Source organism: Pedobacter boryungensis (assembly GCF_013204825.1).
GTDB lineage: Bacteria > Bacteroidota > Bacteroidia > Sphingobacteriales > Sphingobacteriaceae > Pedobacter > Pedobacter boryungensis.
In genome coordinates this window covers 1412548-1439223 of record NZ_JABMKV010000001.1, presented here as the reverse complement: position 1 = coordinate 1439223, position 26676 = coordinate 1412548, and the positions used below count along the sequence as shown (strand labels likewise).

Below are 26676 nucleotides of genomic sequence, written 5' to 3'. Positions count from 1 at the left end.
AAAATTTTTAGGCGTTGTAGCGCCTATTTACTTAATTATTTTTAAAAATCATGATTACTTACTTGAAATATAAAATCTATGCAGCTATTGTCGCCATAAATATTGGCTTTGCCTGGGGTTTTTATGAGTTTTTTAAAAATGGAACTACAGCTTTGTTAAAGATGAGCTTTATTAGTTTTATTTTTAATCTTTTCCTGTATTATTTTTTTGTTAAGAAGAAAGAGGTACATCCCAAACCTTAATTTTAACTAAATAATGATGATAATCCCATTAGAATTATTCTAATGGGATTTTTGTTTCACACCAGCTGATTTTCTGATCAAATCAAACAATAATTTCTCACCATTGTTATTTAATTAAATCAAAACTAAATATCATGGAAAATTATAATGAAAAAGACAGTAACATTAAAAAAGATGCTACTGTAACAGATACTGAAAAAGAAACACCAAGAAACGAAGAAAATGTAGAGAAAAACTCTTCTTCAAACATGACTAGTAACTTTGAGAAAAAACATGGTCGTACACAAAACGCATTTGGTGATGGTCATGAACCTGGTACAATTCCAGGTACAGGTGTATAATATTAACCTTTATTTTATTAAATTTAAACCACGGAATTTTTCGTGGTTTTTAATTTTTATCAAATGCATAGAAGACAATTTATTCAGAACTCAGCATTAGCAGCTGCAATGCTTGCTTTTTATAAGTCGGATGTTTTTGCTAATACTAATTTAGCAAGAGCATATCAATTTAAAGCTTTACGTAATGATGTAGGTATTTTTATGGAGCAAGGCGGAACAATTGGATGGCTAAATGGTTCTAGTGGTTTTGTGGTAGTTGATTCGCAATTTCCAGCATCTGCACCACATGTAATTGAAGAATTAAAAAAGCTAGGGGAAAAACCGTTCAAATATTTGTTAAATACGCATCATCATGGCGACCATACTGCAGGAAATATTTCATTTAAAGGATTAGCTGAACATGTTGTTGCGCATCAAAATTCGTTAGTTAATCAAAAACTGGCAGCAGAAAAAGCGAAGAATGAGGATAAACAACTATTTCCAGATGTAACTTTTGGAAAAGGCTGGAAAGCCCCGGTAGGCAAAGAAAAGATAAGTGCATATTATTACGGTTCTGGTCATACCAATGGTGATGTAGTTTATCATTTCGAAAATGCTAATATTGTACATGTGGGAGATTTAGTTTTCAATCGCCGCTATCCTTATATCGATAAAGAAAACGGGGCTCACATTGGCAATTGGATTACTGCATTAGATAAAATCCAAAAACAATTTGATAACGATACACTTTTTATTTGCGGTCATGCTTTAGATCCTGAGAAAGTGGTAATCAATAAATCAGATATTAAAGCGTATCAAAATTATCTCGAAAGCCTCTTAACTTTTGTAAAAGCTGAAATGAAAGCTGGAAAAACAAAAGAGGAAATTCTAAAAGCAACAGCTATTCCCGGAGCTTCAGAATGGCAAGGGGATGGAATTATTCGGAGTTTAACTGCTGCTTATCAAGAACTAACAGTAGGTTAGATTAGTAATTAGGGGAAATTCCTAATAAGAGGTGTTAAATCTATGATGCTTCAAAAAATAATTATTTCCTGTAGATTAACTCAAGGGCTTCGTCCTTCCCGTTTTTAAAATTTGCAACAGAATAATTGATTTTAACATCTGGAATTAATGCGCCTTTTTTTCCTTTCCAATTTTCCCAATATTTGGTAGAGTAACCAATAGTTAATTTACTTTTTGGAAGTATAAACCCACGTACTTCTCCATAGTGATTAATATTTCCGCTTGTAGTTTCACCAACTAGCGTAACAGATAGATTTTTCTTTAGATCAACAGCATTCATTAATGCTGATGAAAATGTTTTCTTTCCGATTAATACATAAAAGCTCTTTTTAGTGTTAAGATAACTTTTACTAATTTTCTCAATAAATGGTTTTAAAATAGCAGAATTTCCGCCACTATTATTTCTAAGATCTAAGATAATTTTGCTCGGTTTCTTATCATTAATTAATGTAAAAAGTTCTTCATTAAACTTTGCGAAAGGTTTTTGTTCCATTTCTCTACATTTTGCATAATTAAAATAGAGAATTCTTTTGTTTTCATCAAAGGCATACGAATAGAAATCATTATTCTTAGTAGCCGGCATTGAAAAGTACGATTCGCTTAGTGTCATGTTATTGTTTTCATTTTTCAGCACAGCTTGTAAATTAACATTGGTTTCTTTTCCATCAATATCCATAAATGTATAAATGGCTTCATCTGTAGAATTGATAATTTTTAGTCCCTTTAAAATACCTGGATTATTTAAATAATTTAAAAGTCCAACAGTGAAATAAGAAGGATTATCATGTAGAATAATAGTTTTAAATCTTGTGATAACCTCAGAAATTGGCATGCTATTAACTGCAGTTAGCTTTCCTAATAATGCTGCTTTAGATTTTGCATCAATGCCAGTGATATAAATTCCTTCACTAAACTGTTCAAACCTTATGGGCAATACTTTAGTAAAGTTTGGCTCAACTCTAGTATGTTCATCGCCAATAGCAACTATAAGTTTAAAAAGTTCGACAACAAAAGTTTCGTAGTTAAGAGAATCTACTTTAAGTTCAATTTCATTAACTTTTGCATTAAATTCTTTTTCGGTGACTTTCGAAAATAAATTCGTGTGACGTTGCGGTAATGTAGTTTTAAAATAGGTTAAATCTTCTAAAAAATCCGATTTGCTAAATTGTTGCGCCATGCTTGCAGTTGCAAAACATAGAAAAAAAAGTAGTGCCGCTATTTTTCTCATATTATTGTTTAAGAGTAAAAGACAAGTTAATTAGGAAAATGTTGCATCAATTAAAAATGTTAATTTATAAACGTTCCATATTAAAAATAAGTTAGCTATTTTATTGATAACTAGCTAAATCAAAAATTCTATAGGGTATATTTGTGTCATTAAATCCCTTTTCTATGGATGATTTTTTAGCTGCTCGTTCGCAAATGGCCCTTTCATTGGGCTTCCATATTATTTATGCTTGTATCGGTATGGTAATGCCATTTTTCATGGCAGTATCGCACTACAAATGGTTAAGAACAAATAATCAAGTTTATCAAGATATTACCAAAGCGTGGAGCAAAGGTGTAGCTATATTCTTTGCCACAGGAGCAGTATCTGGCACCATGCTATCTTTCGAGTTAGGGCTGCTTTGGCCAAAGTTTATGGAGCATGCTGGACCAATTTTTGGGATGCCCTTTTCTTTGGAAGGAACAGCTTTTTTCATCGAAGCAATTGCATTAGGTTTTTTTCTTTACGGATGGAATAAATTAAACAAATGGTTTCATTGGTTTACAGGAATTGTAGTAGGTGTAAGCGGACTAGCATCGGGGATTTTAGTAGTTGCAGCTAATGCATGGATGAATAGTCCAGCAGGGTTTGATTATGTAAACGGACAATACTTAAATATAGATCCCATAGCTGCAATGTTTAATAAAGCTTGGTTTTCGCAAGCATTACACATGTGTTTAGCTGCTTTTACAGCCACTGGCTTTGCCGTTGCTGGTGTGCATGCTTTAATGATTTTAAAAAAACAGAATAAAGATTTCCATTTTAAAGCTTTTAAAATTGCTGCGGCTTTTGCAACCATTTGCGCCGTTTTACAACCCATTAGCGGAGATATTTCTGCAAAAGATGTAGCGAAAAGGCAACCTGCAAAACTTGCTGCTATGGAAGCTTTATATCAAACACAAAAGCCTGCACCTCTTTTAATTGGTGGCATTGTAGATGAAAAAAATAAAAAAGTAAATTATGCAATTGAAATTCCTGGGGCTTTAAGCTTTTTAGCACACGGCGATTTCCATACTGAAGTTAAAGGCTTAGATAAAATTCCAGAAAGTGAACATCCGCCAATTGCCATAACGCATTATGCCTTTCAAGTTATGGTTGGTATTGGCAGTTTATTAGTGCTTATTTCCCTCACTTATTTTGTGGCATTATTACGTAAAAAACCTCTAGCAGAGTTAAAATGGATCTTATGGCTCTTTGTCTGTGCAATTCCTTTAGGTTATATCGCATTAGAAGCCGGTTGGGTTGTTACCGAAGTTGGTCGCCAACCATGGATAATTTATGGGGTTATGCGTACCAAAGATGCCGTAACACCTATGCCTGGTATTGCTTGGTCATTTTATCTGTTTTCGGCAATTTATGCATCGCTCAGCGTCATCGTTATTTTTTTACTCTATAGGCAAATTAAGATGGTGCCAGTTTTATATAGTTCATCACATCAATCAAATATTAAATAGCTATGGAGTACGTTGTGATCTCTTTTTTGTGTTTAGCTATTTTGCTTTACTTTTTACTAGGCGGGGCCGATTTTGGAGCTGGCATTATCGAATTATTTACATCGCCTAAAAACAGAAGTAAAACACGTAAAACAATGTATCATGCCATTGGTCCGGTATGGGAAGCCAACCATATGTGGCTAATTATTACCATTGTGATTTTGTTTGTAGCCTTTCCAAAAATATACAGCACCATGTCTGTTTATTTGCATATTCCATTGGTTATCATGTTAATTGGTATTATTGCCAGAGGGACTGCTTTTGTTTTTAGACATTACGATGCTGTTAAAGATCAGATGCAAGAAGTGTATAATAAAATCTTTATTTATTCTAGTTTCATTACACCCTTGTTTCTCGGGATCATAGCTGGTAGTGTACTTTCTGGTCAAATAGATACTGAAGCTAAAACATTTGTAGCTGCTTATGTATTTAGCTGGCTAAATTGGTTTTCTCTTGCAGTCGGTTTATTTACGGTTGCCTTATGTGGGTTTTTAGCGGCAATTTATTTAATAGGAGAGAGCAAAGCGGATGATGATAAAAAACGATTCATCAAAAAGGCTGAGTTTATGAATATTGCAGCAGTGGTGTTTGGTGCGCTAGTCTTTATAACGGCAAAAATGGAGAATGTGCCTTTAATTGATTGGGTGTTTCAAAATAACGTTGGATTAATTGCGGTTAGTTTAGCAAGTTTATCACTCGTATTATTGTGGTATTTGTTGCTAAAAGGAAAAACAAAAGTATTGCGCATTTTGGCTGGATTTCAGGTCACTATGATTTTATTGGCAATTAGTTATGCTCATTTTCCAAATTTTATTCGATTTAAAAATGGTGATCATATTTCGCTTTTTGAGAGTATAGCGCCTATTAAAACCATTGATAGTTTAGGTTGGGGATTATTGCTGGGTAGTTTGTTGATTTTACCTTTCTTAGGGTATTTGTTTTATAAGTTTCAGCAGAAAGAGGAGTAATTGGTTATAATGATCAGATTTTTTTTCGTTCGTCATTTCGAGCGAAGCCGAGAAACCTTTTAAAGATGCTATATTTGATGCTTAGTTCGTTCTCCATTTCGAGCGAAGCTAAATCTTTAATCTAGCAGAAAGATTTCTCCGTTGCGCTGCGCTCCAGTCGAAAGGACGGGACTTGATACTTTAATTAGTTCGTCATTCCCGCGTAGGTGGGAACCACGCAGTGCTCAGCGTAGCTAATCTTAAAGCAATAGAAAGAAATATATTTCGCATTACGATACCCAATCAAGTTGGGTATGACGATATATCGCTTCTCGAGCGCCAGCTTTTCATGCTTTTAATTTAAATTTTTCTCAGTTAACCATTTGGCTAATTCTGTTTTGATGGCTTCACCAATTTTTTTCTGATTAACAGGATTTTCCAAGAAAGCTTTGCTCACTCCATTATCTCCAACTTCTAATAGTACCCTGTATTTCGCTGTATTCACATTTTCGTCTAAGCTATAAAAACCGCGTTTGCCTGTAGTTTTGCAGATATAATCATTTCGTCCAGTAGAACTATCTAACTGCACCCCACGATTTTCTAAATCAGTCACTTTACTTACTGCTGCAATTAACCTGGCTGCTAATTCCTTATTGTCTGCTTCATATAGATCGCCTTCATGTATAAATCCCCAAATGGCATGACGTTTTGTGCCACCGTTATTGTGGACTGCAATAAAAACATCAGGTTTTTTCTTATTCGATTCTTGTAGCTCATAGGCATAACCAGAAATTTTACCGTCTATAACAGCCGACGTATGTTCTATCACCGTATTACTGCCCATGTTGTTATGGTGCACACCTTCTTTATTTAAGCTCCAAACTTTATACTCTTTTAATTTCGGTTTAGTAGCCATAGCAGCTTCAATGATGGCGTTACAGGTAGCAGCTTCACTAAAATCTACACCTGTATCGGTTTGGTGAGAGGGTTGCCAAATGATCACAGCTTTATTTTTATGTAAACGATGGATGGTAAAGCTGGACAATAAAACGATTAGAAATAGGGGTAAGATTAGTTTTTTCATAGTGGGATATTTTAATGAACCTAAGATAAAGATTTCTAGTTTATACTTATTTCTTAATTGTAACTAATCTTATACCAGTTCATTAATACTACCCTTGGTTTAGCGAATTTATCAGGCTGAAAGTAGTAAAATCAAGCATTTCTTCCGCATCTGCAGACTTTATAAAGTTTAATTGCTCTAAAAGTTTTGTCGAGTTTTGATTATCGTTATGTGTAAAGGCTGTTATTTTTTGAAACTGCAATGGTTTAAATGCAAAGTCAATAACTGCTGTTGCTGCTTCTTTCATTATTCCCTGTCCTTGAAATTTAGTCATTAATTCATATCCTATCTCGCAACTATTTTTTTGTAGGGAAAATTCATATAAGCAAATCGTACCAACTACTTCTTTTGTATCTATCAGCGTTATTACCCAATAAACCGAATTGTTCTTTTGAATGTTCTCATTCACACCATTGATAAAATTGAGCGCATCTTCAATGGTCTTGCTTGGTTGTCTGCCAAGGTATTTGTTGATTTCGGTGTCAGAACGCAACGCAAAAATAGCTTGCCCATCATTGGTTGACAGTTGCCTAAGCGTTAACCTTTCGGTTATTAAGATGGGGAAAGATGTAAAGCTTATATTTTTCATTGAGCTATTTGTATTTGTGAATGTTGAGGTTGCTATGAATTATGGAATATATATTTACGGCTCAAGGCGCTGCATTTTTAAATCTTATTATTATTTTCACACGACACAAGCATGCTTTAACGGGGGGTAGTTTACTAAAAGTGATTTTTATAAATTTTTTCACCAAGTTTTCTATATTGACTAGATTTAAACTGTTTAAAATTAAAAGAATCAATTTTATCCAGTTTGATTTTGTAGTTTTCAACAGTATCAACTTTGTTGTTTTCAATTAATAGACGTAAAACATTTAAAATCCCATTAATAAACGATACGGATAATAAACCGTCTTTAGTACTTGGTGTAAAAGTTGTCCATTTTTTAGAATCAAGTTTGGATTTGAAAGCTATTAATAAATCTCTTATTTTTTCTGAACTAAATTCTATGTATTTAGTTAAAAGATCAAAATCATCAGAGTTTTTAAATTTTAATTTGTCTTTCTCTGAATTAGTCCACAAATAAAATAAACTATCTTTTGCTTTTATATCTTCTATTTTTATAAGTGGTTTCAAACCGTAACTTACAATCGATGCCGTTTTTAATTTACCCTTTTCATACCAATATTGTTCTATTGTGTTACTTAAAGGTCCACTTTGATTCAACTTGACCAAAATTTTCTTGCCAATTGCAATTGTTGAAAATGGATTTGTTAATACTTGTATTTCTTGTACAACATGAGATGGAACATTCTTTTGATTGTTATTTATCTCCAAAAATAATTTTGCCTCAAAATCTAGTTTTTTCTTCTCACTTACAGTTTTCGGAAATAATATTCCAGTTACAAGTAGATTCTGAACATTTCTTAGTTCTGCAATTTTAGATTCATATGGGTCATCTCCTTCATGATATGCGAAAGTTCTATGTTGACCATCAATTAATCCAATAATATTACAAGAATCTTCAATTTTAATTTTAGTAGGTGATACATCATGCAAATCATCTCCTATATCTCCATTATCTTTAATTTCTAAAACTTTTTCTTCATTGTCAATTAATTGAATCTTATCAGTTTGAATTGTTGCAATTATATTATTTATAAAAACACGTTTCTGTTCAGCTAAATATTTTCTCATTCCGTTGATTTTAGCTGTTTCAAGCATTCGCTGATAATGCCCAATATTTTCAATGTCTTTCCATCCATTTTGCCTTAAAACATATGATCTTCTTAATAAAGAATCCGCATCAATGTAGAAAGATACGATCTTATAACCCTCTTCAAATTTACTTTTTTCTTCTGGTAATATATTACCAGTAAAGGTGTGTGTAGTTGTTGAGGAAGAATTTTTAATGTTAACTCCAAATTTTTCAAATGGTATTTTTAAAAATTCCAGAAATTCGTATTTACTAGATCTTTTTATAGTTTTGGTTAGACTTTTAAAATATTGAACAATATGATAATCAAAAAATATGATCTCATTCACTAGCTTTTTATGTTCATCTGAGATAGTTTTCTTTGAGCAATAAATTACTTTTAATTGCAATTCATTTTTTGTGTATTTATCTTTTATTGTTGAGTTATAATATTCACTAAAACTTTTTAATTTTTCTTCACTTATAAGAAAATCAATGAATGCTTTTTTATCTTCCAATATTTTGTCGTAAAAAACCTTCTTTTTAAGAAGATGCGTTCCAGGAGCACCTATTGTATATTCAGTGATTAATATAACATTATCTTTTATGAAAATGTCATCCATCTCCGAGGTTCGCTTATCGAAAATAAATTGTTTACCGTCAATATAAGGAAGCCTGTGGAATCCGACATTTTTCATTATGTCTCGAATTTCTTTTTCTTGGTATCGCTGTTCCTTTTTTTGAGCTAATTCTTCTGGAGATAACTTTTTAGATTTCTTTTTGGGAGTAGTTTTTTTTGCCATAATCTAAATTATAAGTAGTCATTTTCATTAAAGTCAACACAGATATCACTGATTATTCTAATTTTTTCAGAGTTTAAATCAATTCCTTTTTGAAAAGAATATGAGTTTGATTTAATGTATCCAAAATTTTTATTTTTAAAGACTTTTATATTATTCGAAAAAGTAATTATGGGTTCAATTCCGAATTTTGAAAATGGTGGTTTTAATATAAGTTCATTAATGTTAGCTAAAGTGTCATCTACATTTTTAAATTCTCCAACAAATGTATATTCAGCTTTTATTAGTTTATTTTTAATTTCACTTTTACCCTTATTTTTCACAAAGATTTTAAAATAATTAATTTTTTGCTTATCTAAATCTCTTATAAGTAATTTAGCATATTTTAAAATTCTTAAATTTAATATTTGTAATTCAAAATCGGATTGTCCTTTAAGATTGTCTATTAATTCATATTCTTTTCTTGAATTACTAAAAGTTTTTTCAAGATAATTATCAAACATTTTGATGAAATCACTATTGAGTTCAAATCCAATATAATTTCTTTTCATTACAGCCGATTGAAACATAACAGATCCACTTCCCGTAAAAGGATCTAAAATAATATCGTCTTCCGAGGAACTTAGTTCAATCATTTGACTAACCATCTCTTTAGGAAGAGGACAAAAATGTCGAATGTATTGGTCACCCCAAGAACCTTGAACTGGAATAGGAAATTCCCAAATTTCATCTAAAGCTTTTCCTTTAGGATTATATCTTTCTGGATATTTTACCCACCATTTTTTTAATTGATTAGTATCAAATGTTCTTACATTATCTTTATTGTAAACAAAGTTTTTTGATTTTGTAAAAAATAAGATATACTCAAACTTTCTTTGTACAAATCCATTTTTCGACCATGGAACAGTTTTGTCTTTTTTCCATATAATAATATCTTGTAATAACCATCCGGATTCTTTTAACTTATTAGAAAGATCAAATGGTAGTGTTATAACTTGATTATCCCTTTTAAAACTGTCAATTATTATCCATAAAGACCCATCATCTTCTGTTATGCTATATATTTTATCAAAAATTATTTGTAAATCATTTAGATACTGTTCGTAATTTTGCCCAAAGCCTATTTGATTTTCACTACCATAATCCTTCATATCAAAATATGGAGGAGATGTTATAGTACTTTTAATTTTAATATTAATATCAAGGATATTTAGTAAATTCCTTGAATCTTCATTATATATTTTATTGATCAATTCTTTATTTGTTTTTACTTTCATTAGTATGTAGAACGGTCATTTAAAATTACGTCTAACTTGTATATAGTCCAACCATTTTTCGGTGGATAGGTCTAATAAACATTACCTTATTCTATTATAAAAGTATTGAAAATAAAACGATAATCCTACGGCTTACCTTTTGCTAATATAAGTCCATGACTTGAATAAGCTCACATAAACAATTAGCCCAATAAAACACCATTAACAAACTTTAACAGTTCAACAGAAAACCCTGTTTGTTGCTACTTCTTCCATGTTCATTTTCTTTAAAGTAAACATAATTAACTGCTAATTAATGTCTTGGCAGCGGCGTAATTTGTTTTGATCGTTTTAGTATCTACTTTAGAAATAGAAAGAGGGTTTTTATTGTGTAGACAATAAGCACTTGCTTTTTATCATCCCTAGTCAAATTTAAACCTTGCTGTAAAGCAAAAAAGAGTAGAACTATGGAGTTAAAAGTGAGTGATGCCCAATGTAATCTTAAAAATAACCTGCTATTTATTTTGGTGCTCTTACCCGAAGAGCAAGCTGGTTTACCACCTTAGTTTGATTAATAAATCTGTCGCTAGCCTTTTTATGACTAATATTTAAAGGTAAGCAATAGCTCAATGCTGGTAAGCAATGGCTTAATGCTAGCAAACAATAGCTTAATGCTGGTAAGCAATAACTTAATGCTTGCAAGCAAAGGTTCAATGCTGGTAAGCAAAAGCTCAATGCTGGTAAGCAATGGTTTAATGCTTGCAAGCAAAGGTTCAATGCTGTTAAGCAAAAGCTCAATGCTAACAAGCAAAGGTCTAATGCTGGTAAGCAATGGCTCTATGTTGGTAAGCAATTCGGCAATGTTCATTGTCAATTGGCTAGCGAAAACTCACAATTATTAAATCATCAATTTATAACCCATCCGTAGCAAATAAAATTTGTACTGAAAAAATAGAACATACAAATAGGACTGCTATGGTATTAAACTATAAAAAAATGTCAAAACCAAAAATTGTAACCACGTTTACACGTTATCGTGATTCAGAGTTAAGCGCTAAAGCTAACTTTATTATCAAAAGTATGACATCGAATGCAAATTTTGCATCACCTGTACCATCTCTAGGCGAAATCACGGCAGCAGACAATGATTATACTGCGGCATTGAGTGATGCAGAAACCGGCGGAAAATCGGCAATTGCTGTTAAAAATCAAGCTAGAGAAAAATTAGAAGCGCTTTTAATTAAATTATCTCATTACGTTACCATTTATGGTAATGAGGACGAAGTTGTTTTATTAAGCTCTGGCTTTAGTTTGGCAAAAGGTATTAATGCAGTCGGAATTTTACCAAAACCTACTGGTTTTAGCGTAAAAGCTACAGAAAAGGGAATGGCCACTATAAAGTTGGATAAAATTAACGGGGCGGGAGTGTATCAATTCGAATATCGTACGGTAGGAACCGAAGTATGGACCACATTTCTTTCTACAAAAAGCATGGTGTTGCTACAACCTTTAACAAGCGGATTAGAATATGAATTTAGAGTTACAGCCGCTGGAAGTGCAGAAGAACGTATATACAGCGATGTATTGAAAAGCTTTATATTGTAAACTTGTTCATTGGTTCATTAGTGTCATTGGTTCATTAGTTTATTGGTTCATTGGTGTCATTAGTATCATTAGTGTCATTGGTTCATTGGTATCATTAGTTCATTGGTGTCATTATTATCATTAGTTCATTGGTGGACTTTACCTAATGAACTAATGAGCCAGTGGACTTTTGAACTATTTGAGCTAATGAACTTTTGAACAATTAAAAAGTTTGCTACGATTATCTTAAAGCATTTGCACAATTTGAATGTTGTTTCCGCAATTGTCATTAAAAACGGCAACTTTTACTGTTCCCATTTCTGTTGGTTGTATGCTAAATTCAACCCCCAAGTTTACAAGTCGCTCATATTCTTTTTGAGTATCATCCACATTGAATTGTGTCCAAGGAATACCTGCTTCAAAAAGTGCTTGTTGATAAACTTTTGCGGGTTCAAAATGGTTAGGTGCTGGCTCCAACAAAATTTCTGGTCCATCTTGTTCTTCTTGGCTTACCACGGTCAACCATCTGGTGCCTCCGCCTAATGGTACATCAATCTTTTTTACAAAGCCTAATTTCTCTGTGTAGAACTGCAAAGCTTTTTCTTGGTCTAGTACTGGAATACTGATAACTTTTACTTTCATTTTTGTCTGTTTTTATGATTAAGCAGCAAAGTTTCAGTTTTATATTTTAACCGACTTTGTGAAAGTTGCTCTTTTTTGAAATTCAGTCGGTGTAAGTCCAACGCGAGATTTAAACAAGGTACTAAATGAGCTTGGGCTGTCAAACCCGAGCGTGTAACAGGTTTCGGTCACAGCAGCTCCTTTAGTTAATAGTAGCTTTGCTTGTTCAATGCGTTTGTCTATATGATATTGTTTTGGTGTTTGCCCGTAATATCGTTTAAATAGGCGAAGCAAGTGGAATTTCGAGGTAAATCGAATGTTAGAAAGCAGGGACAGACTTAATTCTTTATCAAAGTTATTATTGATATAGTGTCGTAGGCCAATTACAGTTTGTAGGTGTCGTTTGTTTGAATAGCAGGTTTTTTCTATTTGGGTAATCTCCTGATGATAATAGGTCATATGCTGTGTCGTCATCGCATTAGTGTCATTTGTTCATTAGTATCATTTGTTCATTAGTATCATTTGTTCATTAGTAGACTTTGCCTAATGAACTAGTGAACTTTTGAACTATTGAGCCGGTGAACTTTTGAACTAATGAACTATTGAACCAATAAACTATTAATTTTTCATCATTTTCAAGAAACTAGCCAACTTCGCTTTCATTTGTCTTCTATCCACAATGAAATCTAAAAAACCGTGTTCTAATACAAATTCAGAGGTTTGAAATCCTTTTGGAAGATCTTTTTTGATGGTTTCTTTAATTACTCTTGGTCCTGCAAAGCCAATTAAAGCACCAGGTTCAGCAATGTTAATATCGCCTAGCATGGCGTAAGATGCTGTTACACCCCCTGTTGTAGGGTCGGTTAATAAAGAAATATAAGGTATTTTAGCTTGAGCCAATAAAGCCAGTTTAGCCGATGTTTTTGCCATTTGCATTAATGAAAACGCAGCTTCCATCATACGGGCACCACCAGATTTCGAGATCATTAAAAATGGCACTTTATTTTTGATGCTATAATCGATAGAGCGAGCAATTTTCTCGCCAACTACCGAACCCATAGAACCGCCAATAAAAGCGAAATCCATACAGGCTACCATTAATTCCTGACCATCAACCTTACCATAGGCAGCACGAATAGCATCTTTTAAACCAGTTTTAGCCTGACTTTCTACAATTCTTTCTGTATAAGGTTTGTTATCGTTAAAGTGTAAAGGATCGCCAGAAGTTAGGTTTGCAAAGAGTTCTGTAAACTCATTATTGTCAAAAAGAACCTGAAAATATTCTTTAGAACCAATCCGTAAATGATAATCGCAATAGTGGCAAACGTATTTGTTTTCAATTAAATCTGCACTGTGTAATGCCTTTTTACAGTTCGGACATTTATTCCACAAGCCATCTGGTGCTTCTTTCTTTTCTTCTGTTTTGGTACTAATACCTTTATTTTCTCTCTTAAACCAAGCCATGTTACTAGTTAAAAATGCGACTACAAAGAAACGATTTTTTTTATAAACAATAACACTTGTTTTCGCTGAATTGTTTGCGTTCAATATAGTGAACAATAGGGGTGGTTATTGTAACTTATACACTTAGCTTGATATTGTAAATTTTAATGAGTTAAAGGCTCTTCTTATTGATTTTTTTTATAACTTCGAAATATAAAAATTTAATAGAAATGAGTTTAAAAGGCTATAAAGGCGTAATTTACGGAGCAGCCGTTCAGGAATTATTTGAGCAGGCTAAAAAACATCAATTTGCATTGCCAGCGGTAAATGTAACTGGTACAAATACTATTAATGCGGTGATGGAAACTGCAAAAGCGGTAAACTCGCCAGTAATGATTCAGCTTTCTAATGGTGGTGCACAGTTTTATGCTGGCAAAACATTAAACAACGATAATTTAAATGCTTGTGTATTGGGTGCGGTTTCTGCAGCTAAACATGTGCATTTATTAGCAGAGCATTATGGTGTTGCTGTAATTTTACATACAGACCATGCTGCTAAAAAATTATTGCCTTGGATTGATGGCCTTTTAACGCATGGCGAAAAATTCTTTGCCGAAACTGGTAAACCTTTATTTTCATCGCACATGTTGGATCTTTCTGAAGAGCCAATTGAAGAAAACATGGAAGTTTGTGTGGAATATTTTAAACGCATGAACAAAATGGGTATGACCATTGAAATTGAATTGGGTGTAACTGGTGGAGAGGAAGATGGTGTTGACAATAGCGATGTAGATAGCTCTAAATTATACACACAGCCAAGTGAAGTTGCTTATGCTTACGATGAATTGAGTAAGGTAAGTGATCGCTTTACCATTGCTGCGGCTTTTGGTAATGTACATGGTGTTTATAAGCCAGGTAACGTTAAATTACAGCCAATCATTCTTAAAAACTCTCAAGATTACATCAAAGAAAAATATAACTTAACTGCAGATAAACCAATTAATTTTGTTTTCCACGGTGGTTCTGGTTCATCTCAAGAAGAAATTAGAGAAGCGATTTCTTATGGCGCCATTAAAATGAACATTGATACAGATATGCAATGGGCATTTTGGCAAGGTATCTTAGATTACTATAAAAAGAACGAAGCATTTTTGCAAGGTCAAATTGGTAATCCAGATGGCGACGATAAGCCAAATAAGAAATATTATGATCCACGTGTTTGGTTACGTAAAGGTGAAGAAGAATTTGTGAAACGTTTAACAGGCGCTTTTGAAGATTTAAATTGCATCAATGCTAACGATAAATTGTAAACGATTGCAAACATTTCTTAAAACTTATTGTTTTTAAGAAAGGGAAGCGTAACAGGAAAAATAACTTGTTACGCTTTTTTATTTTAACTTGTATTGCTTTACTATTGAAGTTTATAGCTTATGAAAAAGAAAAAAGGAAATAGCTTATTTGAAAGGTTTGCAAATGCGGCCACTAAATTTACAGGAAGTTCGCCAGCGTTTCTTGGTGCAGCTGCTATTGTTATTATATGGGCAGTTACCGGGCCACTATTTGATTATTCTGAAACTTGGCAGTTGGTAATTAATACCGGAACAACTATTATTACCTTTTTAATGGTATTTTTAATTCAGAAAGCACAAAATAAAGACGGAAAAGCCATTCAACTAAAATTAAATGAGTTAATTGCAGCTCAAGAACATACTAGTAATAGAATGGTTGATATTGAGGATTTGACAGAGGAAGAATTAGATCAACTCCATAAATATTATGTAAAATTGGCAAATTTGGCTAAAAAAGAGACAGATATTCATTGTTCTCATTCTATTGATGCAGCTGAAGAGTTAAATTCGGAGAAATCGAAGAATATTAAACACTATAAAAAAACTAAAAAAGATGGACTCACTTCTCGTACAAAAAGCACTAACTAAAGAGGATTTAGAAAAAGTTTTTGCCATTCGTAAAATCGTTTTTGTGGATGAGCAAAATTGTCCGCCAGAATTGGAATGGGAAAATGAAGATGTTTCTAATCATTTTTTAGCTTTATCAGACCATCAGCCTTGCGGTGCTTGTCGCTGGCGTAAAACAGATGCAGGTTATAAGTTGGAGCGTTTTGCAGTATTAAAAGAATTTAGAGGACAAGGAGTAGGGAGAGCGTTAATTGCAACGGCATTAGCTGATTTACCTTCAGATGCCCATTATATCTATTTAAATGCACAATTAGATGCAATGAGTTTATATGCTAAATTTGGTTTTGTAGCCGAAGGCGATCAATTTGAAGAAGCAGGTATTCAGCATTTTAAAATGGTAAAGAAGGCTTAAGCATAAAAAATTGTATCATAAAAAAAGCCATTCATAATTGAATGGCTTTTTTTATAAACTGTTTAAAATTCTGTTGGAAAAATTACTTGAGGGTCGTCGCAGACGACCCAAGTGCTTATCGTCATTTCGACCGTAGCGTAGCGAGCGGAGAAATCTTTGTTATTTCCAAAGATTTCTCCACAAGGTCGAAATGACGACCCGCTATAACATAATTCTGACAAAATTTAAACAGCTTCTTAGTTTGTTTTGCTTCTAAAATTATTCTCTAATTAATTATTTACCCGATTTTAAACTCGGTAGCACAAGGTCATTAAAAGCACTTTTGCCAGCCATTTTCTTTTCAATATCTGCTATACTTCTTGGTGCAAAGATGGAAAGGTTTTCATAACCATCTTTGGTAATCAGTACATCATCTTCAATACGAACACCAATGCTCCACCATTTTTTATCACAGTCACTGTTAGCAGGAATATAAATACCTGGCTCAATAGTAATTACCATGTTAGCTAAAAGTGTACCTGAACTACTTCTATCATGCACATCTAATCCGATATGGTGACTAAGGCCATGGGTGTAATATTTTCTATAATCTTTTTTGTCTTTAATGATACCAAGTTTTAACAAGCCTTCAGAGATCACTTCATTTGCTGCATTACTTGCAGCAGAGAACGTAGAACCATCTTTTAAAGTTTTAAAAGCGGCTTCTTGGGCATCATACACAATTTGATAAATCTGTTTTTCACTTTCCGTAAACTTACCATTTGCTGGTATGGTACGCGTAACATCTGCACTATATCCATGATATTCTGCACCTACATCCATTAAAACTAAAGAATTTCCAACTTTTGTTTTTGTATTGGTTTCGTAGTGTAAAATACAACCATTTTCTCCAGCACCTACAATTGAGCCGTAACCTACTTCTTCTGCACCATATTTTTTATGTACAAATTCCTGTATGCCTTGTATTTCAAGTTCACTCATATTGGTGTTTGCAGCTTTCATCACTTCACTGTGGGCATGGCAAGAAATTTCTACGGCTTTACGAAGCATTACTAATTCTTCTGGAGTTTTAATTTCTCTTAACTGACCAGTTAATTTATTATAAAGTCTTCTGGCTGTAGAAACATCTGATAGATTGTCCAAAGAGATATTGGCTTTTTTAACAAAAGAATTCACTAATCCAGCAAGAAGGGGAGACTCCGTTTTTGAAGGAGCCATTGATGGTGGCATGCTATAAATGATGTTCTTGAACTTAGCTAGATTGATAGCGTAATCCTTAAAGTCATTTCCATTAAATACCATTGGGATACCTAGTTTTTCCTTCACACCCTCCACACCTAAACGCCGGCCAGTCCAGCTTTCTTGCTGCGGACTTCTTTTCTGTACAAAAAATAATTCTTTGTACGCATTGCCTTTATCGTCTTTTTGCGACTCTTTGAAAATAAATAAAACTGCATCAGGCTCTTTGTATCCAGAAAAATAATAAAGGTCTGGATTTTGATGATAGAGATAATCTACATCATTGGAGAAAGTACGAGTAGGGTATGCGAATACCACCATCACTGAACTATCTGGCATAATTTTACGTAAAGCTTCTCTGCGTTGTGCATGAAAATCTTTACTGAAGTAATCGGTAGGTTCAAAGTCTTGAGCAAAACTGGTTTGCATTACAAGCGCTAAAAATAGAACTGTAAGTAGTTTTCTTATCATAATTTATCTGGTGTTTGTTGGTCGATTTTGTTGATTTAAATATATATAAATACAACTGCTTTAACTTATTAGTATAAAACATTTTACAATAGCCAATTTTATATCCACACTAAATAAATGACGAGATAACACACTAAAAGACTAAATTACAGCTACATTTTTTGCTAATGTTTTAAATCTAACACCATTTTCTTGTACAACAGTGATCGTTATATGCCCAGTTTTACTGGTATTGATATCCTTAATTATGCCCGATTTACCTTTATGTGTTCCTGCTATAACATTACATGAAGAGCCATCACTAACTTTTTTATCCATTATAAATTAATTTAGAGTTCAAAGACGAAATACTTATTAATTCCCTAAGAAAACTTTAGATGAAAGTACGATTGCTTCTTGCCATTTTTCCATATTCAAGCCTAAATTTTCTCCTTTGTTTTGTAAGAAAGAAATGAGATCTTCAGTAGCCATGTTTCCGGTTAAGTCATCTGCTGCCATTGGACAACCACCAAAACCTTTTAAAGCACTATCAAAACGAGTGCAGCCTGCTTTATAAGCAGCTTCAATTTTTTCTAATCTGGTAAAAGGAGTGCTGTGTAAATGAATACCAATTTCGGTTTGACTGAACTTTTTTATTAAGGATGGTAAAATGGTTTCAATCTTTTCGGGTGTGGAAACTCCTGTTGTATCGGCTAATGACAATATGCGCACACCTCTGTTTACTAATTCTTCTGCCCATTTTTCGATAATTTCCACATTCCATTCATCCCCATAAGGATTACCAAAACCCATCGATAAATAAACCACAGCAGTCTTTTGATGTTTATCGCAAAGATTAAGCATTTCTTCAACTGTGTTTAATGATTGGGCAATGCTAGAATTTGTATTCCGTTGTTGAAAGGTTTCTGAAATAGAAAAAGGAAATCCGAGGTAAGTAATTTCTTGATGTTGTACAGCAGTTTCTACACCTCTTACATTAGCTACAATAGCAAGTAGTTTAGAGGTCGTATTACTTAAATCTAATTGTGCTAAAACTTCAGTCGTATCTCTTAATTGTGGAATAGCTTTAGGCGAAACAAAACTACCAAAGTCAATGGTATCAAAACCAACTTGCAACAAAAGATTGAGGTATTGGGCTTTTAAGGCTGTTGGAATAAAATCGTGTAAGCCCTGCATGGCATCACGAGGACATTCTATGAGTTTGATTTTTTGGTTCATTTGTTCATTAGTATCATTGGTTTATCAGTTCATTAGTTCACTTGTTCATTAGTATCATTGGTTTACTTGTTCATTTTTATTCTTAAACAAATGAGCTGCTGACTAATTAACAATTGAACTTTCGGTCTTCTCGACTTTCTGACTATTTGGGTTATTAATTGCTTTCCATTTATCGCCTCTCAAAAATGGTCTAATAATTAAACGGGTGCCTCTGTCGTAACTGAAATAACTCCAAACCCAATTTACAAAAACAATTAGCTTATTTCTAAAACCAACTAACGTCATTAAGTGCACAAACATCCATGTAAACCAAGCAAATATTCCTTGGAAGTGGATTTTGCCGATATCTACAACGGCTCTGTTTCTACCAACTGTTGCCATAGAGCCTTTATCGAAGTACTTGAAATTTTCAGTCGGTTTACCCTGAATGATATTGATTAAATTTTTCGCTAATAAATTACCTTGCTGAATAGCTGCAGGAGCAACACCAGGATGTCCATTTGGAGTTTCATCGGTAATCATTGCGGCAACATCGCCAATAGCATAAATGTTCTGATAACATTCTACTTTGTTAATTTTATCAACTTTTAATCGATTTCCCCTTACTGTACATTCGGGATTTAAACCATCTAGCACTACACCTTTAACTCCTGCGCTCCAAATTACCGTAGCCGAAGGGATGACTAAACCATCTAAAAGTTCAATTGATTTCCCGTTGTATGATTTTACTCTAGCATTTGTCATTACGTTTACGCCCATTTCTTCTAAAAATTCCTGAGATTTTTTTTGGGCTTGTGGCGACATAGGCCCCAATAATTCGGGCGATCCTTCAATTAAGTAAATATTTACATTGTCAATGTCTATTTCCGAGTAATCATTTTTGAGTACATGCTTTTTTAACTCAGCTAAAGCCCCAGCAGTTTCAACACCCGTTGGTCCACCACCAACCACAACGAAGTTTAAGAGCTCTGCTTTAGTTTGAGGATCTGTTGTAATGAGCGATGCTTCTAGATTTTGTAGAATAAGGCTTCGTAAATTCAATGCTTCTGGAATAGATTTCATTGGCATGGCATTTTCTTCAATTTCTGACTGCCCAAAAAAGTTGCTGGTTGATCCGGTTGCAATGACTAAATGATCGTAATGAATTTCTCCTATTGTAGTTAATAACTTATTCTCTTCTGGAATTACCTTTTCTACTTCGGTAACTCTAAATGTGAGATTTTTTTGTCCTTTAAATATTTTGCGAATAGGAAATGCAATAGAATCGGCCTCTAGACCTCCACTTGCAACTTGATATAATAGGGGTTGAAACGTATGGTAATTGTGTTTATCAAGAATGATTACATCAATATTTTTATTTCGAAGCTTTTTGGCTAACTCAATTCCGCCAAAACCTCCACCAACGATAACTATTTTTTGTTTTCCGTTTTCCATAATAGAACAACTAATGAAACTATCAATTAGTTTGACAAATATAGAAAGTTATTGAGGCAATACCTGTTAAACCTGTTTAAGAAATAACCTCGCCCTATTAAAGCAATTGGTTAAACGCTGTTTTCGTCATTCCCGTGAAAACGGGAATCGTAATGCGAGGTTATAAGAGCATTTATAGCGTATTACGATGCCCAGTCAAGCTGAGCATGACTTTCACTGGGTACAAAAAAAGGGCATTCAGTTTATGAATGCCCTTATATTTAATTGGAATTGAAAACTATTTAACTGCTTTCTTTTCGTTTTTAGATAAATCAATTACGATTGGTGTAGAGATACAAAGTGATGAATAAGTACCGATAATACGACCAATTAATAAGGCAAATATAAATCCGCGGATACTATCTCCACCAAATACGAAGATTACCATTAACACAAAGAATACGGTTAATGAAGTTAAAATCGTACGACTTAATGTGCTATTTAATGCGAAGTTGATTAATGTATTACGCTCTTCACCATATACATCAGTTTTACCAGTTTCGTTTAATTTCTCACGAATACGGTCAAATACAACTACAGTTTCTGTCATGGTATAACCCATTACAGTTAAAATAGCTGCAATAAAATCTTGTCCAATTTCTAATGGGAAAGGCAATACACCATCTAAAATAGTATAGAATGAAATTACCAATAACACATCATGGAATAATGCGATAACCGCACCTAAACCATATTGCCATTTTCTAAAACGAACTAAGATGTAAATAAACATTACAATACACGAGAATAAGATTGCTCCATATGCTCCGTAAATAATGTCACTTGCAATTGTTGGTGTTACTTTTTGAGAACTTTCAATGCTGTATTTCGAACCTAATCCATCTAAGCCTTTTCTCAATGCGCTTTCCACAACTTTATCAGCATTTTGATCTTGATCGTTAATGTGGTAAGGTGTAGTAATTTTTAAAGAGTTATCAGTTCCAGCTGTTTTAACAAGTGCCTCTTCTCCTTCAAATTCTTTTACTAATTTTTTAGAGACCTCTTCAGTGTTCATCTGTTTGTCGAATTTCACCATGTAGGTTCTTCCACCTTTGAAATCGACACCTAAATGCAGTCCATCATTTTTCACATAGAAACCAATACCTGCAAGAATAATAACAGAAGAAATTACATAATATAACTTTCTATGTCCAACGAAGTTGAAGGCAATATTTTTAAATGCATTTCTAGTTACACTATTATCGAAAGAGATATTTGCTTTTTTGCTTAATAAACCTTCAAAAATAACACGAGAGATTAAAACTGCAGCAAATAATGAAGTTACAATACCCACACATAATGTAGTAGCAAAACCTTGAACCGGACCTGTACCGAATATAAATAGGATAATACCTAAAATAAATAACGTTACGTTCGAGTCAATAATTGAAGACATTGCATGTTTAAAACCTTCTTTAATTGCAACTGCTGTGTTTTTGCCTTGAGCAAGTTCCTCTCGAACACGCTCGAAGATTAGAATGTTTGCATCTACAGATAAACCAATAGTTAATACGATACCAGCAATACCAGGCAGGGTAAGTACAGCGCCAAATGCAGCAAGTACTCCCATAATAAAGAATAAGTTGATTAGTAGGGCAAGGTTGGCAACCCATCCAGCTTTATTGTAATATAACGCCATAAACGCTAGAATTACAATGAACGCAATTACAAATGATGATAAACCACTATCAATTGCTTGCTGACCTAATGAAGGACCTACAACGAAATCTGAAACGATTTTAGCAGGAGCAGGCAATTTACCAGCTTTTAAAATGTTTGCTAAATCTTTTGTGTCTTCTAAAGTAAAGCTACCAGAAATAGAAGATACACCATTAGGAATTTCATTCTGTACAGTTGGTGCAGAATAAACTGTATTATCTAAAACAATGGCAATCGCTTTTTTATTGTTCGGATCAGCAGAGGCATCAGCAGTAATTTTTTTCCATTTTGCAGCACCATCGCTGTTCATGTACATGGTTACTTCTGGTCTGTTTTTCTGATCGTATCCTTGCATTGCGTTAGAAATCGCATCGCCACCTAAATCAGGTCTTCCATCTAAAGAAGAAACTTTGATCGCATACAATTCAAATACTTTGCTGCCTTCCATTGGTTTCAAGCTCCACATGAATTTCATGGTGCCTGGAATTAATGACTTAATTTCTGGTCTAGCAAAATATGCTTTTACTTTAGCAGTATCTTTTTGCAAAGTCCAACCTACAACTGGTCCTGGGCGTAATGCTTGTTGATTATTTTCTGCAACGTAAGTAGGAATACTTAATATAGAGAATAATGGATTAATTTTGCTAGCTTCTGCTTTTTTAGCAGTTGCTGAAGTATCCTTTGGTGTACCTTTAGTTAAGTTTGCTAATTTACTGCCTTTAGATGCTGTATCTGCAGGTTTAGTAGTAGTTACAGCTACCGTATCTTTTACAGTTAGTGCAAGTGTTTTGTTAATGTTCTCTAATATATTAACAACTTCTTCGTTTTGATAAACTTGCCAAAATTGTAATTCAGCAGAACCTTGTAATAATTTACGAACACGCTCTTTGTCTTGTACACCTGGCATTTCAATAAAGATTCTGTTAGAACCTTCTTGTTTTTGCATGTTAGGAGCAACAACACCAAATCCATCAATACGACTACGTAAAATAGTAAATGAGCGATCTATTGCACTATTACCTTCTTTAGATAAAAATTGTTTAACATCGTCGTTACTTGCATTAGCTTTTAACTGATTAGCATTATCTTGGTTAGCAAAGAAATCTGCTAACTTTCCGTTTGGTGCAAGTTTTTCATATTCATTAACAAACGCAGTGATGAAATCTTTTCCACCATTGTTCATTTGAGTTTGTGCATTTTGTAATGCCTGATTAAAGTTAGCATCTGTAGGATTGCCCGCTAAAGATTTAGTCAGCTCAGCCAACGAAATCTCCATTGTAACGTTCATTCCCCCTTTTAAGTCAAGACCAAGGTTAATCTCTTTACCTTTTACTTGTTGATAGGTTAACCCTAAACCAGGATAAACAGGCACGGTAGCCATTGAATCCAGATACGCTTTTTCTTTCGCCACATCGCCTTTAGCATACGCTTTGGCGTCTTTTTCTACGTTATAAGTAACTAGATTAAATGAGAGAGAATACAGACAGACAATACCTAATAGTATTGCCATAAATTTAATAAAACCTTTACCTTGCATTTGTTTGTAAATTATTTTTTTCTATAGTATGCTGTTTTTAAACAAGTCGGCAAATCTAATTATTTTTTTAAATAATAGTTATCTTATTGAAATTTTATTAAGGAAATTTCGCTATTTGCGTTCTAATGTTGAAAAAGTGTAAGCTACGCTATTTTTTTCGTCAGCTTTGTGATATTCTTGATTGATTTCTTGCCATTCATTTTGTGGTAATTCTGGAAAAAACGCATCAGCCTCATAACTTTGATGTACTGTTGTTAAATAGATTCTATTGGTGAGTGTAAGGGCATGTTTATAAATCTCGGCACCACCAATAATATATACTTCATTTTCTTGTGTACAAAGTGATAATGCTTCTTGTAAACTATTGACTACTTCAACACCAGGGATTTCTAAATCAGTTTTTCGGGTAATTACAATATTTCTTCTATTAGGTAAGGGCTTACCAATAGAATCGTATGTTTTGCGCCCCATAATGATAGTGCCACCAGTTGTAATTTCTTTAAAATGTTTTAAATCTGCAGGTAAATGCCATAACAATTGGTTGTCTTTTCCAATAGCATTATTTTCTGAAATGGCTACAACTATGGATATTTTGTTCATTGGTTCATTGGTTCATTGGTTCACTTGTTCATTAGTTCACTTGTTCATGGGTTCAATCTGTTGTTGACTTTCTTCCAATAAACTTTATATAAGCATTTAGTTTGATGTGGATAATTTCTAATTTATTAAATAAATTCTCATATCCTTCATTTGTAATCAAACCTCTATGTTGCATTTTTCTTAAAAACGATTTTGTTTCTAAGATTGATCCTCTACTGTAATAGCAAAAGTTTTTATTTTCTTTAAAGTGAAAACGACCATATCCTTCAGCTATATTTGCACTTATTGAATCTGCAGATCTGCAAACCTGTTTTCCAACTGTGTCTTTAGCAAAATAATCCCATTTAACTATAATATCCCAAATCTCATTGGAAAATGCTTCTGCGAGCATGTAAACTTCTAAATCTTCAATTCTATTGTAGCTCATCGTTTTTTGTTTAAATCTTCTTAGGGATGATATAAACTGTGTCATTATATTTAATTAGGTCACGCCTAATGAACTAATGAAACTAATGAACTAACTATACCGCTACCGCTCCTTTAATATGTGGATGTGGATCGTAGTTTTCCAAAGTAAAATCTTCAAATTTAAAATCGAAGATGTTTTTTACTGCTGGATTAATGTGCATTTGAGGCAAAGGCTTTGTATCTCTACTCAATTGCAATTTGGCTTGCTCAATATGGTTATTGTATAAATGTGCATCACCAAGTGTGTGAATGAAATCGCCATATTGTAAACCGCAAACTTGTGCAACCATCATGGTTAGTAATGCATAAGAAGCAATGTTAAATGGTACGCCTAAAAAAATATCTGCACTACGTTGGTATAATTGGCAACTTAATTTGCCATCGGCTACGTAAAACTGAAAAAAAGCATGACAAGGTGGTAGGGCCATATTTTCAATTTCAGCAACGTTCCATGCAGAAACGATTATTCTTCTCGAATCAGGATTGTTTTTTATGGTATGAATGATTTGAGAAATCTGATCAATTTTTTCTCCATCTGGTTTTGGCCAACTACGCCATTGTGAACCATAAACCGGACCTAAATTCCCATTTTCATCAGCCCATTCATCCCAAATTTTTACACCATTGTCTTTTAAGTATTTGATATTGGTATCGCCACTTAAAAACCAAATTAACTCGTGTATAATAGACTTTAAGTGCAATTTTTTAGTGGTTACCATTGGGAAACCATCCTGCAAATTAAAACGCATCTGATAACCAAAAACGCTAATTGTTCCTGTTCCCGTGCGGTCGTGTTTTTGTGTGCCATGATCTAGCACATGTTGCATTAAATCTAAATATTGTTTCATCTTATTTTAAGGAAGAAAAATCCTATCACAAAACTAAAAATTTTAATGTCTATACATTTTACGTTTTTTCCACATTGTGAAATTTGCTAACTATTTGTAGATAATTTACATTTTGTATGTTTGCAATGAGGTTTGCTTCCTTAAATATGATCCAATCGTAACTCGTCAATCTAATCCTTCGACAGGCTCAGGATGACAAAATTTATTAAAATGCTTTCTCTTGCCAATGCTAAACTAAATTTAGGTCTCTTCTTAACAGAAAAACGTGAAGATGGTTATCATAATCTCGAAACCGTTTTTTATCCTGTTAAGCTATATGATGTGGTAGAGCTCATAGATGCAAATGAAACGAACTGTATAATAAAAGGTATTAATATTCCTGGCAATGCAGCTGATAATATTTGCCTAAAAGCGTTTGTACAGCTTCAAAAGGATTTTAATTTACCAAATCAGCAGATTGTTTTATTAAAGAATATTCCAGTAGGAGCAGGTTTAGGCGGAGGTTCGGCAGATGCAGCTTTCTTAATTAAATTGGTGAATGAGAAGTTTAAGTTGAATTTGCCGGTTGAGAAAATGCAAGATTATGCTAGAAATTTAGGAGCTGATTGTGCTTTTTTCATCGAGAATAAACCAGTATATGCATTTGCCAAAGGGGATGAATTTGAAGATGTGACACTGGATTTATCGACTTACTCTATTGTATTGGTAAAGCCAAATGTGCATGTATCTACTGCCGAAGCTTATCAAAATGTAAAGGTGAAGCAGCCAAAGGTTTCTCTTAAAGAATTGATAAATTTGCCTTTAAATGAATGGAAGGGTAAAATTGAAAATGATTTTGAAACCTCTGTTTTTGCAAAATTTCCGCAAATTGACGAAATAAAAACAAAGCTTTATGCTGCAGGTGCTACATTTGCACTCATGAGTGGCAGTGGTTCATCTGTTTTTGCCATATTTGAAAAACCAGTTCTACTTGCTGATTTAGAAAAAGAAAATCAGGTTTTTTATAACTTATAATTCACC

27 protein-coding genes are annotated in these 26676 nt (G+C 33.4%); 10 read left to right on the top strand and 17 right to left on the bottom strand.

The features are described from left to right. Positions 1–50 precede the first annotated feature (50 nt). The 3 genes from HQN85_RS15695 to HQN85_RS06260 all read left to right on the top strand — a co-directional run bounded on the left by HQN85_RS15695 (position 51) and on the right by HQN85_RS06260 (position 1546). A complete protein-coding gene (locus HQN85_RS15695) occupies positions 51–242 on the top strand; it encodes a hypothetical protein (RefSeq protein WP_216847230.1) in 192 nt (63 codons plus the stop codon). A 134-nt stretch (positions 243–376) separates the two neighbouring features. Then, positions 377–583, top strand: coding sequence for a hypothetical protein (locus tag HQN85_RS06265; protein WP_173270115.1), 207 nt, complete (start codon positions 377–379; stop codon positions 581–583). A gap of 63 nt (positions 584–646) precedes the next feature. Next, positions 647–1546 (top strand): MBL fold metallo-hydrolase, encoded by a 900-nt coding sequence (locus HQN85_RS06260; RefSeq protein WP_173270112.1) that lies wholly within the window; start codon positions 647–649, stop codon positions 1544–1546. Between the two features lie 61 nt (positions 1547–1607). Here HQN85_RS06260 and HQN85_RS06255 read toward each other — a convergent pair whose 3' ends face one another. After that, complete coding sequence (locus HQN85_RS06255) at positions 1608–2813, bottom strand: S41 family peptidase (protein ID WP_173270110.1); 1206 nt, start codon at positions 2811–2813, stop codon at positions 1608–1610. Positions 2814–2977: 164 nt separating this feature from the next. Here HQN85_RS06255 and HQN85_RS06250 point away from each other — a divergent pair, with 164 nt between their 5' ends. Together HQN85_RS06250 and HQN85_RS06245 are read left to right on the top strand one after the other, a co-directional pair. After that, a complete protein-coding gene (locus HQN85_RS06250) occupies positions 2978–4306 on the top strand; it encodes a cytochrome ubiquinol oxidase subunit I (RefSeq protein WP_173270107.1) in 1329 nt (442 codons plus the stop codon). A 2-nt stretch (positions 4307–4308) separates the two neighbouring features. Then, positions 4309–5313 carry a cytochrome d ubiquinol oxidase subunit II gene (locus HQN85_RS06245; RefSeq protein ID WP_173270104.1) on the top strand — a complete coding sequence of 335 codons (1005 nt, stop codon included), beginning with the start codon at positions 4309–4311 and terminating at the stop codon, positions 5311–5313. A gap of 334 nt (positions 5314–5647) precedes the next feature. On the opposite strand, the gene HQN85_RS06240 is transcribed toward HQN85_RS06245, so the two are convergent. The 5 genes from HQN85_RS06240 to HQN85_RS06220 all read right to left on the bottom strand — a co-directional run bounded on the left by HQN85_RS06240 (position 5648) and on the right by HQN85_RS06220 (position 11035). Continuing rightward, positions 5648–6376, bottom strand: coding sequence for an N-acetylmuramoyl-L-alanine amidase (locus HQN85_RS06240; protein WP_173270101.1), 729 nt, complete (start codon positions 6374–6376; stop codon positions 5648–5650). A gap of 88 nt (positions 6377–6464) precedes the next feature. After that, positions 6465–7004: a GNAT family N-acetyltransferase gene (locus tag HQN85_RS06235; RefSeq protein WP_173270098.1), complete on the bottom strand. Its 540-nt coding sequence runs from the start codon at positions 7002–7004 to the stop codon at positions 6465–6467. A 134-nt stretch (positions 7005–7138) separates the two neighbouring features. After that, entirely contained in the window at positions 7139–8914 is a 1776-nt protein-coding gene (locus HQN85_RS06230) for a DGQHR domain-containing protein (RefSeq protein WP_173270096.1), read from the bottom strand. Positions 8915–8922: 8 nt separating this feature from the next. Beyond that, positions 8923–10188 carry a DNA-methyltransferase gene (locus HQN85_RS06225; RefSeq protein ID WP_173270093.1) on the bottom strand — a complete coding sequence of 422 codons (1266 nt, stop codon included), beginning with the start codon at positions 10186–10188 and terminating at the stop codon, positions 8923–8925. Positions 10189–10768: 580 nt separating this feature from the next. Then, positions 10769–11035 carry a hypothetical protein gene (locus HQN85_RS06220; RefSeq protein WP_173270090.1) on the bottom strand — a complete coding sequence of 89 codons (267 nt, stop codon included), beginning with the start codon at positions 11033–11035 and terminating at the stop codon, positions 10769–10771. A 128-nt stretch (positions 11036–11163) separates the two neighbouring features. On the opposite strand from HQN85_RS06220, the gene HQN85_RS06215 reads away from it, so the two are divergent. Beyond that, positions 11164–11772, top strand: a complete 609-nt coding sequence (locus HQN85_RS06215) for a fibronectin type III domain-containing protein (RefSeq protein ID WP_173270087.1) — start codon at positions 11164–11166, stop codon at positions 11770–11772. 225 nt (positions 11773–11997) lie between these two features. Here the strand turns inward: HQN85_RS06215 and HQN85_RS06210 are convergent, their stop codons facing one another. The 3 genes from HQN85_RS06210 to accD form a co-directional block, all read right to left on the bottom strand. Then, positions 11998–12393, bottom strand: a complete 396-nt coding sequence (locus HQN85_RS06210) for a VOC family protein (RefSeq protein ID WP_173270085.1) — start codon at positions 12391–12393, stop codon at positions 11998–12000. A 39-nt stretch (positions 12394–12432) separates the two neighbouring features. After that, positions 12433–12831, bottom strand: a complete 399-nt coding sequence (locus tag HQN85_RS15910; protein ID WP_394353088.1) for a helix-turn-helix domain-containing protein — start codon at positions 12829–12831, stop codon at positions 12433–12435. 159 nt (positions 12832–12990) lie between these two features. After that, on the bottom strand, positions 12991–13836 hold the full coding sequence (gene accD, locus HQN85_RS06200) for an acetyl-CoA carboxylase, carboxyltransferase subunit beta (protein ID WP_173270078.1): 846 nt from the start codon (positions 13834–13836) through the stop codon (positions 12991–12993). Between the two features lie 209 nt (positions 13837–14045). Between accD and fbaA the strand changes: the two genes are divergently transcribed. The 3 genes from fbaA to HQN85_RS06185 all read left to right on the top strand — a co-directional run bounded on the left by fbaA (position 14046) and on the right by HQN85_RS06185 (position 16143). Next, on the top strand, positions 14046–15125 hold the full coding sequence (gene fbaA / locus HQN85_RS06195; RefSeq protein WP_173270075.1) for a class II fructose-bisphosphate aldolase: 1080 nt from the start codon (positions 14046–14048) through the stop codon (positions 15123–15125). Positions 15126–15245: 120 nt separating this feature from the next. Further along, positions 15246–15752: a low affinity iron permease family protein gene (locus HQN85_RS06190; RefSeq protein ID WP_173270072.1), complete on the top strand. Its 507-nt coding sequence runs from the start codon at positions 15246–15248 to the stop codon at positions 15750–15752. Beyond that, positions 15718–16143, top strand: a complete 426-nt coding sequence (locus HQN85_RS06185; RefSeq protein WP_173270068.1) for a GNAT family N-acetyltransferase — start codon at positions 15718–15720, stop codon at positions 16141–16143. The genes HQN85_RS06190 and HQN85_RS06185 overlap by 35 nt, the downstream gene beginning before the upstream one ends. Positions 16144–16416: 273 nt before the next feature. Here HQN85_RS06185 and HQN85_RS06180 read toward each other — a convergent pair whose 3' ends face one another. From HQN85_RS06180 to HQN85_RS06145, 8 genes are all read right to left on the bottom strand, one after another. Continuing rightward, on the bottom strand, positions 16417–17853 hold the full coding sequence (locus HQN85_RS06180) for an aminopeptidase P N-terminal domain-containing protein (RefSeq protein WP_173270065.1): 1437 nt from the start codon (positions 17851–17853) through the stop codon (positions 16417–16419). 141 nt (positions 17854–17994) lie between these two features. Then, positions 17995–18171, bottom strand: coding sequence for a KOW motif-containing protein (locus HQN85_RS06175; protein ID WP_173270062.1), 177 nt, complete (start codon positions 18169–18171; stop codon positions 17995–17997). Between the two features lie 36 nt (positions 18172–18207). Continuing rightward, the gene (locus HQN85_RS06170) at positions 18208–19071 is read right to left on the bottom strand and encodes a hydroxymethylglutaryl-CoA lyase (protein WP_173270060.1); all 864 of its coding nucleotides are present in this window, start codon (positions 19069–19071) and stop codon (positions 18208–18210) included. Positions 19072–19173: 102 nt separating this feature from the next. After that, the gene (locus HQN85_RS06165) at positions 19174–20505 is read right to left on the bottom strand and encodes an NAD(P)/FAD-dependent oxidoreductase (RefSeq protein ID WP_173270057.1); all 1332 of its coding nucleotides are present in this window, start codon (positions 20503–20505) and stop codon (positions 19174–19176) included. A 277-nt stretch (positions 20506–20782) separates the two neighbouring features. Then, a complete protein-coding gene (secDF, locus tag HQN85_RS06160) occupies positions 20783–23740 on the bottom strand; it encodes a protein translocase subunit SecDF (protein WP_173270054.1) in 2958 nt (985 codons plus the stop codon). 111 nt (positions 23741–23851) lie between these two features. After that, positions 23852–24340, bottom strand: coding sequence for a dihydrofolate reductase (locus HQN85_RS06155; RefSeq protein WP_173270051.1), 489 nt, complete (start codon positions 24338–24340; stop codon positions 23852–23854). 52 nt (positions 24341–24392) lie between these two features. Next, positions 24393–24767, bottom strand: a complete 375-nt coding sequence (locus HQN85_RS06150) for a four helix bundle protein (protein WP_173270048.1) — start codon at positions 24765–24767, stop codon at positions 24393–24395. Between the two features lie 94 nt (positions 24768–24861). Continuing rightward, entirely contained in the window at positions 24862–25656 is a 795-nt protein-coding gene (locus tag HQN85_RS06145) for a thymidylate synthase (protein ID WP_173270045.1), read from the bottom strand. A gap of 192 nt (positions 25657–25848) precedes the next feature. On the opposite strand from HQN85_RS06145, the gene ispE reads away from it, so the two are divergent. Further along, on the top strand, positions 25849–26670 hold the full coding sequence (gene ispE / locus HQN85_RS06140; RefSeq protein ID WP_317170023.1) for a 4-(cytidine 5'-diphospho)-2-C-methyl-D-erythritol kinase: 822 nt from the start codon (positions 25849–25851) through the stop codon (positions 26668–26670). The last annotated feature ends 6 nt before the right edge of the window (positions 26671–26676 follow it).

Bases quoted from the DNA above. Each gene is read 5' to 3' on its own strand.
- HQN85_RS06250 (WP_173270107.1), top strand. From the start codon at position 2,978: ATGGATGATTTTTTAGCTGCTCGTTCGCAAATGGCCCTTTCATTGGGC.
- HQN85_RS15695 (WP_216847230.1), top strand. From the start codon at position 51: ATGATTACTTACTTGAAATATAAAATCTATGCAGCTATTGTCGCCATA.
- HQN85_RS06235 (WP_173270098.1), bottom strand. From the start codon at position 7,004: ATGAAAAATATAAGCTTTACATCTTTCCCCATCTTAATAACCGAAAGG.
- HQN85_RS06190 (WP_173270072.1), top strand. From the start codon at position 15,246: ATGAAAAAGAAAAAAGGAAATAGCTTATTTGAAAGGTTTGCAAATGCG.
- HQN85_RS06180 (WP_173270065.1), bottom strand. From the start codon at position 17,853: ATGATAAGAAAACTACTTACAGTTCTATTTTTAGCGCTTGTAATGCAA.
- fbaA (WP_173270075.1), top strand. From the start codon at position 14,046: ATGAGTTTAAAAGGCTATAAAGGCGTAATTTACGGAGCAGCCGTTCAG.
- HQN85_RS06215 (WP_173270087.1), top strand. From the start codon at position 11,164: ATGTCAAAACCAAAAATTGTAACCACGTTTACACGTTATCGTGATTCA.
- HQN85_RS06145 (WP_173270045.1), bottom strand. From the start codon at position 25,656: ATGAAACAATATTTAGATTTAATGCAACATGTGCTAGATCATGGCACA.
- HQN85_RS06170 (WP_173270060.1), bottom strand. From the start codon at position 19,071: ATGAACCAAAAAATCAAACTCATAGAATGTCCTCGTGATGCCATGCAG.
- secDF (WP_173270054.1), bottom strand. From the start codon at position 23,740: ATGCAAGGTAAAGGTTTTATTAAATTTATGGCAATACTATTAGGTATT.
- HQN85_RS06185 (WP_173270068.1), top strand. From the start codon at position 15,718: ATGGACTCACTTCTCGTACAAAAAGCACTAACTAAAGAGGATTTAGAA.
- HQN85_RS06155 (WP_173270051.1), bottom strand. From the start codon at position 24,340: ATGAACAAAATATCCATAGTTGTAGCCATTTCAGAAAATAATGCTATT.
- HQN85_RS06230 (WP_173270096.1), bottom strand. From the start codon at position 8,914: ATGGCAAAAAAAACTACTCCCAAAAAGAAATCTAAAAAGTTATCTCCA.
- HQN85_RS06245 (WP_173270104.1), top strand. From the start codon at position 4,309: ATGGAGTACGTTGTGATCTCTTTTTTGTGTTTAGCTATTTTGCTTTAC.
- HQN85_RS06260 (WP_173270112.1), top strand. From the start codon at position 647: ATGCATAGAAGACAATTTATTCAGAACTCAGCATTAGCAGCTGCAATG.
- accD (WP_173270078.1), bottom strand. From the start codon at position 13,836: ATGGCTTGGTTTAAGAGAGAAAATAAAGGTATTAGTACCAAAACAGAA.
- HQN85_RS06240 (WP_173270101.1), bottom strand. From the start codon at position 6,376: ATGAAAAAACTAATCTTACCCCTATTTCTAATCGTTTTATTGTCCAGC.
- HQN85_RS06175 (WP_173270062.1), bottom strand. From the start codon at position 18,171: ATGGATAAAAAAGTTAGTGATGGCTCTTCATGTAATGTTATAGCAGGA.
- HQN85_RS06255 (WP_173270110.1), bottom strand. From the start codon at position 2,813: ATGAGAAAAATAGCGGCACTACTTTTTTTTCTATGTTTTGCAACTGCA.
- HQN85_RS15910 (WP_394353088.1), bottom strand. From the start codon at position 12,831: ATGACCTATTATCATCAGGAGATTACCCAAATAGAAAAAACCTGCTAT.
- HQN85_RS06220 (WP_173270090.1), bottom strand. From the start codon at position 11,035: ATGAACATTGCCGAATTGCTTACCAACATAGAGCCATTGCTTACCAGC.
- HQN85_RS06265 (WP_173270115.1), top strand. From the start codon at position 377: ATGGAAAATTATAATGAAAAAGACAGTAACATTAAAAAAGATGCTACT.
- HQN85_RS06210 (WP_173270085.1), bottom strand. From the start codon at position 12,393: ATGAAAGTAAAAGTTATCAGTATTCCAGTACTAGACCAAGAAAAAGCT.
- HQN85_RS06150 (WP_173270048.1), bottom strand. From the start codon at position 24,767: ATGAGCTACAATAGAATTGAAGATTTAGAAGTTTACATGCTCGCAGAA.
- HQN85_RS06165 (WP_173270057.1), bottom strand. From the start codon at position 20,505: ATGGAAAACGGAAAACAAAAAATAGTTATCGTTGGTGGAGGTTTTGGC.
- ispE (WP_317170023.1), top strand. From the start codon at position 25,849: ATGACAAAATTTATTAAAATGCTTTCTCTTGCCAATGCTAAACTAAAT.
- HQN85_RS06225 (WP_173270093.1), bottom strand. From the start codon at position 10,188: ATGAAAGTAAAAACAAATAAAGAATTGATCAATAAAATATATAATGAA.